The organism is Photobacterium lutimaris (genome assembly GCF_003025555.1).
GTDB lineage: Bacteria > Pseudomonadota > Gammaproteobacteria > Enterobacterales > Vibrionaceae > Photobacterium > Photobacterium lutimaris.
This window is the reverse complement of the sequence record NZ_PYMH01000018.1, coordinates 31,825-46,083: the sequence shown is the minus strand read 5'-3', so window position 1 is coordinate 46,083 and position 14,259 is coordinate 31,825. Positions and strand designations below refer to the sequence as shown.

The following is a 14,259-nucleotide window of genomic DNA, read 5'->3' as shown; positions in this document are numbered from 1 at the left end:
CTATAAAACACTGATAATTCAGTGGGGGCAACTTTGAATAAAAACATGAAAATCCTCATTGTTGATGATTTCTCAACAATGCGCCGAATCGTAAAGAATTTGCTGCGTGACTTGGGCTTCAACAATACCCAGGAGGCGGATGATGGATTGACTGCGCTACCGATGCTGAAAAAGGGCGATTTTGACTTTGTCGTGACGGACTGGAACATGCCGGGCATGCAGGGTATCGACCTACTTAAGCATATCCGTGCCGATGCCGAACTCAAGCACCTGCCTGTACTGATGATCACGGCGGAAGCCAAGCGAGAGCAGATCATCGAAGCTGCCCAAGCCGGTGTTAATGGCTATATCGTGAAGCCGTTTACTGCTGCAACGCTAAAAGAGAAGCTTGATAAGATCTTCGAGCGTATGCAGTAAGACACTTTTCGGGCATCAAAGGACAATAATAACAATGATTACACTCGAACAGGCGAAACAGCTTGTCAGTATGCTTGAATCCGGCGATCGAGATGGAGCAAATACACTATTTACCCACTTGGTATCAGATAGTCGTGATCCTGTCTTTAAAGAAGTGGGCAAGCTAACACGTCAACTTCATGATTCGCTGGCTAATTTCCGCCTTGATCCCCGTGTTACCGATTTAGCAAAAACGGAAATCCCTGATGCACGCGATCGGTTGTCTTATGTGATAGACAAAACCGAGTCCGCCGCCAATAAAACCATGGATGCGGTTGATAGCATCCAGCCTGTGGCTGATCAACTCGGGGATACCTTGCAGCAGGTTTATCCACGATGGCAGCGTTTGATGGGCGGACAGATTGCACTGAATGAATTTAAGTCGCTCTGTCACGATATCGATGGGCTGCTCACTCAGGTCGAGAGTGATAGCACGATACTGCGTACCCAGTTGACAGAAATTCTCATGGCTCAGGATTTCCAGGATCTAACCGGCCAAATCATTCGCCGGGTGATAGAACTGGTCCATGAAGTTGAAGACCAATTGGTCGAAATTCTCAAAGCGTTTGGCATGGAACAAGAAGACCGAACCGACGCGCTGCGTGAAGAGCGGCTCCTTGCTCCTGAAGGGCCTATCGTCAACAGTGACAGTCGTGAGGATGTCATGTCCACTCAGGATGATGTTGACGACCTGCTGTCGAGCCTCGGATTTTAAGGGAACAATATGAGCTTTGATTTAGACGAAGATATCCTACAGGACTTTTTGATTGAAGCAGGGGAGATCCTTGAACTGCTCTCGGAGCAGTTGGTTGAGCTAGAGCGCAGTCCGGATGACTCGGAGCTACTCAACGCGATTTTCCGTGGTTTCCACACCGTAAAAGGTGGTGCAGGCTTCCTTTCTCTGACCGAGTTGGTAGAAGCCTGTCACGGTGCTGAAAATATTTTTGACTTGCTGAGAACAGGTAAGCGTAGCGTCACATCCGAACTGATGGATGTGATCCTTGAAGCGCTGGACACCATTAACGTGATGTTCGGTCAGGTCCAAGAGCGCGAACCGGTCGTTCCGGCGGAACCATCGTTGCTTGACGCCCTGCACCGATTCAGCCTGCCGCCCTCTGAGCAAGAGTTGGCTATGGCTAACCCGGTCCAGATGAGCGCCCCGGAAGTCGTCGTTGAAGTGGCTATCGAGTCTGCTATGGCTGCATCAAGCATGAAACCGGTAGCGGCACCTATCAGCGAGCCTGTTGCCGCCTCGCCGAGTGACGTGGCGATTGCTGGCGATTCTGTTGATGATATCACCCAGGATGAATTCGACCGTCTTCTTGACGAGTTGCACGGTAAAGGGCGAGGTCCTTCCGATGCGGGAACTGGCCAAGAAATGGCCCCGGCTTCTTTTTCCCCTGTTGCGGATACCGATATCGTCAATCAAATTCAGTCTGAAAATGGCGATATCACCGATGATGAGTTCGAACGTTTGCTTGATGAGCTGCACGGTGCCGGCAAAGGTCCTGGAAGCAATGATTTCAGCTCGCCAGTGGCAAATGAACCGGTAAGCCAAGCCCCAGCTAGCCGACCTGCCGCCAATCAAGGGCCAGTGAGTGCTGCTCAAGGTGATAGCGGCAATGACGACCTGATGAGCGATGATGAGTTTGAGCGTCTGCTGGATGAGCTTCACGGTGTAGGCAAAGGGCCGTCCGAAGATGAGCTGGAAATGGCCACCAAGTCGGTTGCCGATATGCTGGGTGATGACATTGTTCAAGCGCAGACTCAAGCGCCAGCTCAGGTTCAAGCGCAACCTGAGCCAACGCCAGCCGTTCAGCCGGTTGCTGAGCGACGGGCTAAACCGGCGCCTGGCAAAGAAAAAAGTAAGGCGGGTGAGGCAACGGTTCGAGTTGATACCTCGACGCTAGATACCATCATGAACATGGTCGGTGAGCTGGTCTTGGTACGTAACCGTTTAGTCAGCCTGGGCCTCAATACCAACGACGAAGATATGTCCAAAGCGGTTGCTAACCTTGATGTGGTCACCGCCGATCTCCAGGGTGCGGTAATGAAGACCCGGATGCAGCCAATCAAGAAAGTATTTGGTCGCTTCCCCCGTGTGGTTCGAGACTTGGCGCGCAACCTCAATAAAGATATTGTGCTGGAAACGCGCGGTGAAGAGACCGATTTGGATAAAAATCTGGTTGAGGCGCTTGCCGATCCGTTGGTCCACTTGGTACGCAATTCGGTTGACCATGGTATTGAAATGCCAGCTATCCGTGAGAAAGCGGGTAAACCAAGGGTCGGGACGGTATTGTTGTCTGCTTCCCAAGAAGGCGACCATATCTTGTTGACCATCGAGGATGATGGCGGCGGTATGGATCCGGATAAGCTGCGTGGCATCGCCGTTGAACGCGGTGTGATGGATGCCGATGCGGCATCGCGCCTGACCGATACCGAATGTTATAACCTGATTTTTGCCCCTGGCTTTTCAACCAAGAAAGAGATCTCCGATATCTCAGGCCGCGGCGTTGGCATGGATGTGGTGAAAACCGGGATCAGCCAGCTGAACGGTTCAATTTCGATTGATTCGGCATTGGGCAAAGGCACGCGGATTGATATCAAGGTACCGCTGACGTTGGCGATTCTGCCAACGCTGATGGTGGGAGTGGCAGAGCAGCCATTTGCCCTGCCGCTAGCGAGCGTTAATGAGATTTTCCACCTTGATCTACGTAAGACCAATACCGTTGATGGTCAGTTGACCATTATTGTTCGCGACAAGGCGATCCCGTTGTTCTACTTGCAAGACTGGTTATCGGGTGTCGGTGTGCCGAGGCGTGAGCGTGAGCATGGCCATGTGGTGATTGTCCAGATTGGCCACCAGAGGATTGGCTTTGTGGTGGATACCTTGATTGGCCAGGAAGAAGTGGTGATCAAGCCTCTGGATGAGTTACTGCAAGGTACGCCGGGAATGGCGGGTGCAACGATCACCAGCGATGGTCATATTGCGTTGATCCTTGATGTGCCTAACCTGCTCAAGCACTACGCTAGCCGTTAATAAAAAAACAAATAAGACCTAAATGGCTTCCCTATCAACGGGAAGCCATTGCTGTTAAAAAAAACATAGAAAGCCTGTCCAAAGGCACAAGGTTTGTCATCTACAGGATAAATTAACATGGCAGTAAAAGTATTGGTGGTGGATGATTCAAGCTTTTTCCGCCGGCGCGTTAGTGAAATTCTCAATGCTGATCCAAGATTGGAAGTGGTCGGCAATGCTGTCAATGGCAAGGAAGCGGTCGAGATGGCAGAACGCATGCACCCTGATGTGATCACCATGGATATAGAGATGCCAGTGATGGATGGGATCACGGCGGTGCGTGAAATCATGCGGGCCAATCCGACCCCGATATTGATGTTCTCCTCCCTGACTCATGAAGGGGCAAAAGCGACGCTTGATGCCCTTGATGCCGGCGCGTTGGATTTCTTACCGAAGAAATTTGAAGATATCGCCCGTAACCGGGATGAAGCGATTACCCTGCTGCAAAAGCGAGTGACGGAGCTCGCCCGCAAGCGGGTGTTGATGCGCCGTCCAGTGCGTACAGCAACGATGGCGGCTACAGGGCGCGACTCATCTCGTGAGACACCCCGTGCGTCTGCCTCTGCGTTATCGACGCGCAATACGCTGGCCGGCAGAAGCGTGTTACCGCAGGGTAATAGCAAGCCTGCGGCTCAGTTATCAGCCTTGCGTCAGCCGGCTTCTCGTCCTGTTGCGGCCAAGCCCGCAGCTCGTTTCAAGGCTTCCGGCAAAAAGTATCAGCTGATGGCTATTGGTACCTCGACCGGTGGCCCGGTTGCACTGCAGAAAATTCTCACCGCATTGCCAGCAAACTTCCCGGTACCGATTGTACTGATCCAGCATATGCCTGCGACATTTACTGCCGCCTTTGCTGCCCGGCTTGATAACCTGTGCAAAATTGGCGTTAAGGAAGCGCAAGATGGCGATGTCCTGAAGCCGGGGATGGCTTACCTTGCGCCGGGGGGGATGCAGATGATGCTGGATGGCCGTCCGGGCTCGGCACGACTGCGTATTATTGATGGCGGTGATCGAATGAATTACAAGCCGTGCGTCGATGTGACATTTGGCTCTGCCGCGAAGGTTTATCACGACAAAGTACTGTCGATGGTTCTGACTGGTATGGGGGCCGATGGCCGCGAAGGTGCGCGGATGCTCAAGAGCAGCGGTGCAACGATTTGGGCGCAGGATGAGGACAGTTGTGTCGTTTACGGTATGCCTCAGGCCGTCGCTAAGGCGGGGATCTCATCAGAAGATCTGCCGCTTGAGCGTATCGCCGAGCGTATTATCGTCGAACTTGGGCTAGCGTAGGGAGCGTACCTTGATAGTCTGGAGTATTGCTAACCAGAAAGGGGGCGTGGGCAAAACCACGACCACCGTCGCTCTGGCTGGATTGCTGAGTGAGCGCAACAAACGGGTTCTGCTAGTGGACACCGATCCGCATTCATCGCTGACTACATACCTGAACTTTGACGCCGATGGCGTACCAGCCAGTTTGTTTGATTTGTTCCAGCTGACCGAGATCAAGCGCGATACGGTTAGACCGGTGATCCTGCGCACCCAGTTCAACAACATCGATATTATTCCTGCCCATATGTCGCTGGCGACTTTGGACCGGGTGATGGGGAACCGCGGTGGTATGGGACTGGTTCTCAAAAAAGCGCTGCTGTGTTTGGCTGACGATTATGATTATGTACTGATTGATTGCCCGCCTATTCTCGGGGTCATGATGGTCAATGCGCTGGCAGCCAGCGATCGTATCCTGATCCCGGTACAGACCGAGTTTCTTGCGATGAAAGGCCTTGAGCGGATGATGCGCACTTTGGAGATCATGCAAAAATCACGTCGGTCACCGTTTAAGGTCACGATTGTACCGACCATGTATGACAAGCGGACGAGGGCATCGCTGCAGACCCTGCAGGAGCTGAAACTGCGCTTCCCTGAACAGGTTTGGGCATCGGCAGTACCGATTGATACCAAGTTCCGTGATGCGAGTATCAAACATATGCCACCGTCACTTTACTCACGCAGTAGCCGTGGGGTTTTTGCGTATAAAACGCTATTGAATTACTTGGGGCGCCTGCAACAGGATGACCGATAACAGCCGTTTATCCAGCAATCAGGCGCTGGAAGATTATTTTGTTGATTTACTGCTAGAGCCAGAGCCAGAGCCAGAGCCAGAGCCAGAAGCGGCCCCTGTACCTGTACCGCAGGAAGTCGAAGCGGCTATCGCCGAGGTTAATGCCGAGGTGGATGGTGAGGTAACGCCCGGAGAGGATCCCAGGCCAGGTCGCCCGTTACCTCAAGATGCTGGGCTGCTGACAGCCAGTCCTGAGCCGAAGCAGAAATTGATACCGGTAGCCAAGCCGTTCGACTTTGCCAGTTTGGACGATAATGCTGAACTGGCCGCGCGCAGTATGCCATCGCCGGTGCTGGATAACGTTCAACGCCTGCTGAATCAGATCAGCCGGAATATCCCACCAAGCTCAAGCGACATCGACGACGCTGAAAAACGTCCTATTGATACCGAGTTGGCCGACGAATGGCAGCAGGTCATGGCGTATGAACAGGCGCATAAAAAAGCGCTCGTTCTGCCCCAGCAGCAAGTAGACGAGACCGTTGCCTCCCACATCGAGGCGGAGCCTGTCACCGAGACCACGCTTGAAACGCAGACCGGTGAAGATCTCCCACCGGACCTGTGGACCCAGCAAGTCCAGCAGGGCAGTGAATTTCAAGCCCTGTTTTTTGAGGTTAACGGGGTGACGTTTGCCGTTCCTTTGACTGAGCTTGGGGGGATCCACCAACTTGGCGACATGAACCACCTGCTAGGTCGGCCAGCATGGTATTTGGGGCTGATGAGTAGCCGCGATCACTCGCTTGATGTGGTTGATACTGCATGCTGGGCGATGCCTGACAAACTCGACGGTGAGGCGTACCGCGAACAGTACAAATATGTGGTGGTCTTAGGGGATAGTTCGTGGGGACTGGCCTGCAATAGCTTGCTCGGTACCGAAACGTTATCTGAACACAGTGTCCGCTGGCGCGAGAAAGCCGGTAAGCGTCCTTGGTTGGCGGGCATGGTAAAAGAAAAAATGTGTGCGCTAATTCATGTTCATGAGCTAATCTCCATGCTCAAAGCGGGATTAGATGTTAATACCAAACTTAGGCAGTCATGTTAGGTGCCTGTATTATCACAGTCGCTAACGCGTTGAATGCAGAAAATAGATCAAAGAGGAAACAGCATGTCACAGGTGAGTGTCGCTGAAATACAAAAAGAAGACAGCAATGATCAAGTCCTGCAGTGGGTGACTTTCCAGCTGGAAGATGAAACCTACGGTATTAACGTGATGCAGGTGCGCGAAGTACTGCGCTATTCTGAAATCGCGCCAGTACCGGGGGCACCCGATTACGTTCTTGGCATTATCAACCTTCGCGGTAATGTTGTAACGGTTATTGATACGCGCTCCCGTTTCGGCTTGATGCCGGGCGAGATCTCAGACAATACCCGCATTGTGATCATCGAAGCCGAAAAGCAGGTGATAGGTATTCTGGTCGATAGCGTTGCTGAAGTGGTGTACCTACGCAGCTCCGAAATTGACAGCACGCCAAGCGTTGGCACGGAAGAGAGCGCCAAGTTCATTCAGGGTGTGAGCAACCGTGATGGCCAGTTGTTGATCTTGGTCGATCTCAATAAGCTATTATCAGATGACGAATGGGACGAGATGGCGTACCTATAATGCTTGAAGTGTTGTTGCAATGGTTACCGCTGGCTTTGTCGTTGTTGGCGATTGTGGTCGCATGGTTGATGGTAAGGCGCGAGCGTCTTGCCCGGCAGGCCCTTGAAACCAAATTTGCAGCGACGGAGCTGGTATTGAAAAATGCCCGCCAGCAGCAGGAAAGTTTGGTGAAGCAATTTAACGAACTGCGTGCAGGCACTATGGGAATGAGCCAGAAGCTGGGCGATATGGCACGGCATCTGGAAGAGTTGTCTGACCGTCAAGGCGAATTGGCCATGCACGATCCTGATAGCCGGTTATACAGCCGTGCCAGTAAAATGGTCGAACTGGGCGCAGACGTCAACGAGCTGATGCGTGAATGCGATCTGCCAAAAGCCGAAGCGGAATTACTGCTACGGCTGCAGCAAATGCACCATTCACGGCGGTAGTTGAATTTCTCACTGCGCTTTAATGACTTAGGCCCTTCCTGTAATGGAGGGGCTTTGTTTTTTAGAACCTAGAACCTAGAACCTAGAACCTAGAACCTAGAACCTAGTTCCTAGTTCCTAGTTCCTAGAGAAAAGTAGAAACGAGAAAAAGCTTAAAAGCTCACAGTTCCTGACTATTAGTTCTGGTCTAGGTTTTAGCTTTGGCTTTTAGGAACTAGATTCTAGGAACAGGATCTGCTCTTCCTGTTTCTTCTAGGAACTAGGATCTAGTTTCTGCTCTTTTCGCTCTCCCCGCACTTCCCTGGAACTAGGAGCCAGGATCTAGACCCCGCTCTCCCGCTCTTAACATGTAACGAGTCTTTTCATTACTAATATAAATGTTAATTACGGCGAAATGGCCTCTGCGAATGGGGATGGTATTGTTTTATCTTAAGAAATAGCAGCTTGTAATGAAAATATGCCTTTTGCGATAGAATTTGCTATTTTTTAACTTGTTGTGGCACTTTTTTATCGCCTGCATGTCCATTGTGACTATGAATGTTCGTTGGCGGTGGGGGCTTGGGTTGGGCTCAGTATAGAAGTCACAATTACAGCCTTTAGTCTCTAACAACAGGGAGGGGCGCTGTGGTATTATTCTTGGCTAATTGTGACACTTAGGATGCATCATTTTTATGTTGTCTGTTGAAGCGTTAAGTTGTACCCGTGACGAAAGGGTATTGTTTGAGGACCTGGGCTTCTCGGTCTCGTCGGGTGAACTGGTTCAAATAGAAGGCCACAATGGTGCCGGTAAAACAACCTTGTTGCGGATCCTGGCAGGACTTGGACGTGCAGACGACGGGCGGGTTTGTTGGCTTGATGAGGACATCGAGTTGGCACGAGAAGATTATCACCAAGAGCTCTTGTTCTTGGGGCACCAGACTGGCGTTAAGCGAGAGCTGACCGCGTATGAAAACTTGGCCTACTTCCAGTCGATGCACCTGTGTAACGAAAAGTCGGATTTAACCGGTATGCCTCAGGTCTCTGGTGAAAATACCTTGTGGCAGGCATTGGCCCAAGTCGGTTTGGCTGGTCGTGAAGATGTCCCGGCTGGTCAATTATCAGCAGGTCAGCAACGCAGGGTTGCCCTGGCAAGGCTGTGGTTGAGCAACCACAAACTCTGGATCTTGGATGAGCCGTTGACCGCCATTGACAAGCAAGGGGTGAAGGTACTGGAAGGGTTGTTCCTTGCCCATGCCAAACGAGGTGGAATTGTTGTGTTGACCACCCACCAGGATATGTTCACGGACAGTGATCAGCTACGAAAAATCAAGTTGGGGCGGTAACTGACGATGAATGCAATATACCATGTTATACGTCGTGAGCTTCTGATCGCCTTTCGCCGTCAGGCCGAGATTTTTAATCCGCTGTGGTTTTTTATTATTGTTATCACCCTTTTCCCACTCGGTGTCGGGCCCGAGCCAAATCTGTTGGCACGCATTGCACCGGGTATTGTGTGGGTTGCTGCGCTGTTGGCCGCATTGTTGTCGATGGAGCGCTTGTTCCGTGATGATTTTGTTGATGGCTCACTCGAACAGATGCTGTTGATGCCAACACCACTGTCGATTTTGGCCTTTGCCAAAATGCTGGCGCACTGGATGCTCACGGGGTTACCACTGATTTTGATCAGCCCGCTACTGGCCATTTTACTCTCACTAGAGTGGGAAACGTGGAAGGCGGTGGTTCTGACCCTACTAATCGGTACACCGACGTTGAGTTTTCTGGGGGCGATTGGGGTCGCCTTGACGGTAGGACTACGCAAAGGTGGCGTTTTATTGAGCTTGCTCATTTTGCCGCTCTATATTCCTGTGCTTATATTCGCGACCTCAGCGATTGATGCAGCCAGTTTAGGCGTGCCATATAACGGTCAGCTGGCACTGATGGGAGCCATGCTGGTGGCGTCAGCGACACTTTCTCCCTTCGCTGTCGCAGCTTCACTACGGATAAGCGTGCAATAACTGATTACAATTAACTGATATTTGTCCTATCTCATGAGAAGGGATCTCATGAGACAATTTGAGCAAGAACAAGGAAGCCGACGATCGCCCGCCCATTAGCCCTTAAGAGGTATTTAGGTTGGCGTTGCATTCTGGATGATGGGGAATATAAAGCCTTATTAGACTATATGCTTATACCAAGGTAAACAAGGTATATATTCGTCAAACGATAAGCAGCACCTTAGGCGGAGCCTAGACTGGATTTTGAGCCAAGTGTTGTTTAGATACGTAATACCAAACTGAGTAATAGTATGGCCATATCAGAGCCTTCTCTGCCGTTTGAGAGCAATTCAAATTGATGAAGGTATAGTTGCTCTACACCAACGCAATTTGAAGCCGGTATCGAGCAGCAGAGAAGCTCCCGAAGGGCGAGTTTAAAAGGAACAGCTACTGTGTTGCTTAATTTTGATGGATATGAAGACACCAGCAATCAAGCGCCTTGTATCTGTCCCTTTTCATTCTCGCTGATAGGCCAGAGTATTACCCAGTTTGGTATCAATATTCTTATTAAATGAGTAGAGCAGAATTATGTGGAAGTGGTTACACCCCTACGCGAAAGCTGAGAACTGCTACCGTTTGTGCGGTACCTTACTGCCTTGGTTTTCAATCATCGCTTTGTTATCCATTTTAACTGGTACGGTTTGGGGGTTGATGTTCGCCCCGACGGATTATCAGCAGGGTGACAGTTTCCGTATTATCTACCTGCATGTGCCTTCGGCAATCTGGTCGATGGGAGCCTACATGTCGATGGCTATCGCGGCCTTTATTGGTCTGGTGTGGCAGATCCGACTATCCAATATGGCTGCCCTTGCCATGGCGCCGATTGGGGCGGTGTTTACCGTGATTGCTCTGTTGACAGGGGCTATCTGGGGTAAGCCGATGTGGGGTGCATGGTGGGTATGGGATGCCCGTTTGACGTCAGAATTGATTCTGCTGTTCCTCTACCTGGGCGTGATCGCGCTTTACAATGCCTTCGATGATGAGAAGACAGCAGGTAAAGCGGCCGGTATTCTAGCGATTGTCGGTGTGATCAACCTACCGATTATCCATTTCTCAGTGGAGTGGTGGAACACCCTTCACCAAGGCGCGACCATTACCAAATTTGCTAAGCCTTCTATCGCGACCAGCATGCTATGGCCTTTGTTGCTCAACATCGTTGGTTTTGCCTGTTTCTTTGGTGCGTTGACCCTGGTGCGTCTGCGTAACGAAATTATTGCCCGTGAAAGCCACCGCCCTTGGGTGCGTGCCATGATGAAGTGAGGCCATTATGCATTTTGACTCTTTTAGTGACTTCTTGGCGATGGGCGGTTATGCCCCCTATGTATGGAGTGCCTACGGGATCTCCTTCGCTGCCTTGCTGTGGTTGATGGTTTCAAGCCTGAATACTAAACGCCGTCAGACGGCAGAGATAAAGAATAAGATTGCGCGTGAAAAGCGCATTAAAGAAGCTGAAAAACTGGAGAACACATTATGAACCCGAGACGTAAAAAGCGCCTAACGTTAGTGTTGGCGTTGGTCGTTGGCCTCGGTGCAACCGTCGGGTTGCTGCTGTATGCATTGAACCAGAACATGGATCTTTTCTATACCCCGACAGAGCTTGTCAACGGCAAGAAAGACGGGTCTAAACCTGAAGTCGGCCAGCGCTTGCGCATTGGCGGTATGGTGGTTGAAGGTTCAGTCGTTCGTGATCCTCTGTCTTTGCAGGTAACGTTTGATGTGGCTGATATCGGCCCGGCAGTAACGATTCAATATAATGGCATCTTGCCGGATCTGTTCCGTGAAGGGCAGGGGATTGTGGCGCAGGGTGAACTGATTGACGCGACGACCATTCAAGCTCATGAAGTACTGGCGAAGCACGATGAAGAGTATTTGCCACCCGAAGTGGCAGAAGCGATGCAGAGAACTCACGAACCGCTTCAGTACACCGACGAACAACTGCAGGGTAGTGCTCAATAATGATTGCAGAAATAGGCAACTTTAGCCTGATTGTTGCACTGGGATTATCCATCCTAGTCAGCATCTATCCCCTATACGGTGCTTCCGTGGGGAATCAGGCGCTAATGCGAATGGCCCGTCCGCTGACGTATGGCATTTTCGGCATGACCCTCGTGTCGTTTGTTATCCTCAGCTGGTCATTTTATATCAATGACTTCACCGTAGCGTATGTTGCCAGCAACTCGAACTCGATGTTGCCTTGGTACTACCGCTTATCGGCAGTATGGGGTGGCCACGAGGGGTCGTTACTGCTTTGGGCTCTGATCCAGGCTGGCTGGGCGGTCGCGGTTGCCGTGTTCAGCCGTGGTATGCCACTGGAATCTCTGGCGCGCGTACTGTCGGTGATGGGGATGATTGCGATTGGCTTCTTGCTGTTTATTATCGCCACCTCAAACCCATTCCTGCGTACACTGCCTTTCTTCCCAGTTGATGGTCGTGACCTGAACCCGCTTTTGCAAGATCCGGGTCTGATCATTCACCCACCTCTGCTGTACATGGGCTATGTGGGCTTCTCGGTAGCCTTCGCTTTTGCGATTGCCTCACTGATGACCGGCCGTCTGGATACCGCTTGGGCACGTTGGTCTCGTCCTTGGACTATCGCAGCATGGTCATTCCTAACCTTGGGTATCGCACTAGGCTCTTGGTGGGCTTACTATGAACTTGGCTGGGGTGGCTGGTGGTTCTGGGATCCGGTTGAAAACGCATCCTTCATGCCATGGCTTGCCGGTACCGCATTGATGCACTCGCTGGCCGTGACCGAAAAACGCGGTACGTTCAAGGCGTGGACAGTACTGCTGGCGATCTCGGCATTCTCTTTGAGCCTATTGGGTACGTTCCTTGTCCGTTCCGGCGTACTGGTTTCGGTACACGCGTTTGCGTCCGATCCGGCGCGAGGCATGTTCATCCTTGGTTTCTTGGTTGTGGTTATCGGCGGTTCACTGCTGCTTTACGCACTTCGTGGCGGGCAAATCCGCTCTCGGGGTAACTACAGCCTGTTCTCCCGCGAGAACTTGTTACTGGCAAACAACCTGTTGTTGGTCGCGGCCCTGCTGGTAGTACTGATTGGTACCCTGCTACCACTGGTTCACAAACAAATTGGTTTGGGTTCGGTGTCGATTGGTGTGCCGTTCTTCAATACGTTGTTTACCTGGCTGATGATCCCGTTTGCTTTCATTCTGGGTATCGGTCCGTTGGTTCGCTGGAAGCGCGATCAGCTTTCTAGCATCAGCAAGCAGATGATTATCTCTGCCATTGTAACCATCCCGTTCGCCTTCTTGTCGGTATGGCTGTTTACCGAGGTCCTCGAGCCTATGGCGGTTCTTGGTATGGCAATGGCGGTGTGGATCATTGTTATGCACGGCTTTGAACTGTATGAGCGTGCGACGCATCGCCATACCTTGTGGAAAGGCTTGGGCAAACTCGGCCGCAGTCACTGGGCAATGGTACTCGGCCACTTGGGCCTGGCCGTCTCCGTTATCGGTATTGCCTTGGTGTCGAATTACGATATCGAGCGTGATGTCCGAATGGCACCGGGTGAGACAGTGCAGGTTCAAGGGTACGACTTCTATTTTGCCGGCTTGCGTGATGCTGACGGCCCTAACTACGACGGTTACATTGCAGACTTCAACATTACCCGCAACGGTAAGCGTGTGACGACCCTGCATGCCGAGAAGCGTTTCTATACTGTCGCTGGCTCGATGATGACGGAAGCGGCGATCGACAGCGGTGTTACTCGCGATCTATATGTGGCAATGGGTGAGAAGCTGACCGATGGCGCTTGGGCAGTCCGTATTTACTTCAAGCCATTTGTAAACTGGATTTGGTTCGGCTCAGCCTTGATGGCTCTGGGCGGGGCATTTGCCATCAGCGACAAGCGTTACCGCTTCCGCAAGAAGGCAGAGAAAGCGCAGCCCGCTGAAGCGAAGGCTGAGAAGGTAGCGAAGCAGGAGGCGAAGGCAAACTGATGATCAAGAAGTTACTTTTTATTCCACTGGTCCTTTTCCTTGGACTGGTTGTGATGTTCATGATTCAGCTGAGCCGCAATGCCGATGGCGACGATCCCACCAAGTTGGAATCGGTACTGGTCGGCAAGCCTGTTCCTCAGTTCAAGCTTGAAGACTTGGTCGAAGCCGGCAAGCTCTACGAGCAAGATATCTTCACCGGTGAGCCATTGCTACTGAATGTATGGGCGACGTGGTGTCCGACGTGTTACGCCGAGCACACTTACCTCAATCAGCTAGCCAGCGAAGGGGTGAAGATCATTGGCCTTAACTACAAAGATGAGCGCCTAAAAGCCGTTCGTTGGTTGAATGAATTGGGTAACCCTTACCTGCATAGTTTGTTTGATGGCAATGGCATGCTGGGGATGGATCTGGGGGTTTACGGCGCACCGGAAACCTTCCTGATTGATGCTAACGGTATTATTCGCTATCGCCATGTGGGTGATGTCAACAACCGCAACTGGAACGAGACATTGAAGCCGATGTACGAAGCCTTGATTGAGGAGGCACAGGGATAATGACTATTTCTCGTCGAATGGCCCGTTTCTTCACCGG

The 14,259-nt window shown here is 51.5% G+C and carries 15 protein-coding genes; all 15 read left to right on the top strand.

Annotated features, from left to right (window positions below):
• The first annotated feature begins 45 nt into the window (after positions 1 to 45).
• Positions 46 to 417 carry a chemotaxis response regulator CheY gene (gene cheY, locus C9I99_RS24405; protein ID WP_166645442.1) on the top strand — a complete coding sequence of 124 codons (372 nt, stop codon included), beginning with the start codon at positions 46 to 48 and terminating at the stop codon, positions 415 to 417.
• Between the two features lie 34 nt (positions 418 to 451).
• Positions 452 to 1,171, top strand: coding sequence for a protein phosphatase CheZ (locus C9I99_RS24400; protein ID WP_107351433.1), 720 nt, complete (start codon positions 452 to 454; stop codon positions 1,169 to 1,171).
• Between the two features lie 9 nt (positions 1,172 to 1,180).
• The gene (locus tag C9I99_RS24395; protein ID WP_107351432.1) at positions 1,181 to 3,496 is read left to right on the top strand and encodes a chemotaxis protein CheA; all 2,316 of its coding nucleotides are present in this window, start codon (positions 1,181 to 1,183) and stop codon (positions 3,494 to 3,496) included.
• A gap of 117 nt (positions 3,497 to 3,613) precedes the next feature.
• A complete protein-coding gene (locus tag C9I99_RS24390; protein WP_107351431.1) occupies positions 3,614 to 4,822 on the top strand; it encodes a protein-glutamate methylesterase/protein-glutamine glutaminase in 1,209 nt (402 codons plus the stop codon).
• Between the two features lie 10 nt (positions 4,823 to 4,832).
• Positions 4,833 to 5,612: a ParA family protein gene (locus tag C9I99_RS24385; RefSeq protein WP_107351430.1), complete on the top strand. Its 780-nt coding sequence runs from the start codon at positions 4,833 to 4,835 to the stop codon at positions 5,610 to 5,612.
• Complete coding sequence (locus C9I99_RS24380) at positions 5,602 to 6,690, top strand: chemotaxis protein CheW (RefSeq protein WP_107351429.1); 1,089 nt, start codon at positions 5,602 to 5,604, stop codon at positions 6,688 to 6,690. Before C9I99_RS24385 ends, C9I99_RS24380 begins: the two co-directional genes overlap by 11 nt.
• 63 nt (positions 6,691 to 6,753) lie before the next feature.
• The gene (locus C9I99_RS24375) at positions 6,754 to 7,248 is read left to right on the top strand and encodes a chemotaxis protein CheW (protein ID WP_107299340.1); all 495 of its coding nucleotides are present in this window, start codon (positions 6,754 to 6,756) and stop codon (positions 7,246 to 7,248) included.
• A complete protein-coding gene (locus C9I99_RS24370) occupies positions 7,248 to 7,676 on the top strand; it encodes a DUF2802 domain-containing protein (protein WP_107351428.1) in 429 nt (142 codons plus the stop codon). The genes C9I99_RS24375 and C9I99_RS24370 overlap by 1 nt, the downstream gene beginning before the upstream one ends.
• Before the next feature lie 671 nt (positions 7,677 to 8,347).
• Positions 8,348 to 8,998, top strand: coding sequence for a cytochrome c biogenesis heme-transporting ATPase CcmA (ccmA, locus tag C9I99_RS24365; protein ID WP_107351427.1), 651 nt, complete (start codon positions 8,348 to 8,350; stop codon positions 8,996 to 8,998).
• 6 nt (positions 8,999 to 9,004) lie between these two features.
• Complete coding sequence (gene ccmB, locus C9I99_RS24360; RefSeq protein WP_107351426.1) at positions 9,005 to 9,670, top strand: heme exporter protein CcmB; 666 nt, start codon at positions 9,005 to 9,007, stop codon at positions 9,668 to 9,670.
• Between the two features lie 567 nt (positions 9,671 to 10,237).
• The gene (locus C9I99_RS24355; protein ID WP_107351425.1) at positions 10,238 to 10,969 is read left to right on the top strand and encodes a heme ABC transporter permease; all 732 of its coding nucleotides are present in this window, start codon (positions 10,238 to 10,240) and stop codon (positions 10,967 to 10,969) included.
• A 7-nt stretch (positions 10,970 to 10,976) separates the two neighbouring features.
• Positions 10,977 to 11,183 (top strand): heme exporter protein CcmD, encoded by a 207-nt coding sequence (gene ccmD, locus C9I99_RS24350; protein ID WP_107351424.1) that lies wholly within the window; start codon positions 10,977 to 10,979, stop codon positions 11,181 to 11,183.
• Entirely contained in the window at positions 11,180 to 11,665 is a 486-nt protein-coding gene (gene ccmE / locus C9I99_RS24345; protein ID WP_107351423.1) for a cytochrome c maturation protein CcmE, read from the top strand. The genes ccmD and ccmE overlap by 4 nt, the downstream gene beginning before the upstream one ends.
• Complete coding sequence (locus C9I99_RS24340) at positions 11,665 to 13,668, top strand: heme lyase CcmF/NrfE family subunit (protein ID WP_107351422.1); 2,004 nt, start codon at positions 11,665 to 11,667, stop codon at positions 13,666 to 13,668. The genes ccmE and C9I99_RS24340 overlap by 1 nt, the downstream gene beginning before the upstream one ends.
• Positions 13,668 to 14,222, top strand: a complete 555-nt coding sequence (locus C9I99_RS24335; RefSeq protein ID WP_107351421.1) for a DsbE family thiol:disulfide interchange protein — start codon at positions 13,668 to 13,670, stop codon at positions 14,220 to 14,222. The genes C9I99_RS24340 and C9I99_RS24335 overlap by 1 nt, the downstream gene beginning before the upstream one ends.
• Positions 14,223 to 14,259 lie beyond the last annotated feature (37 nt).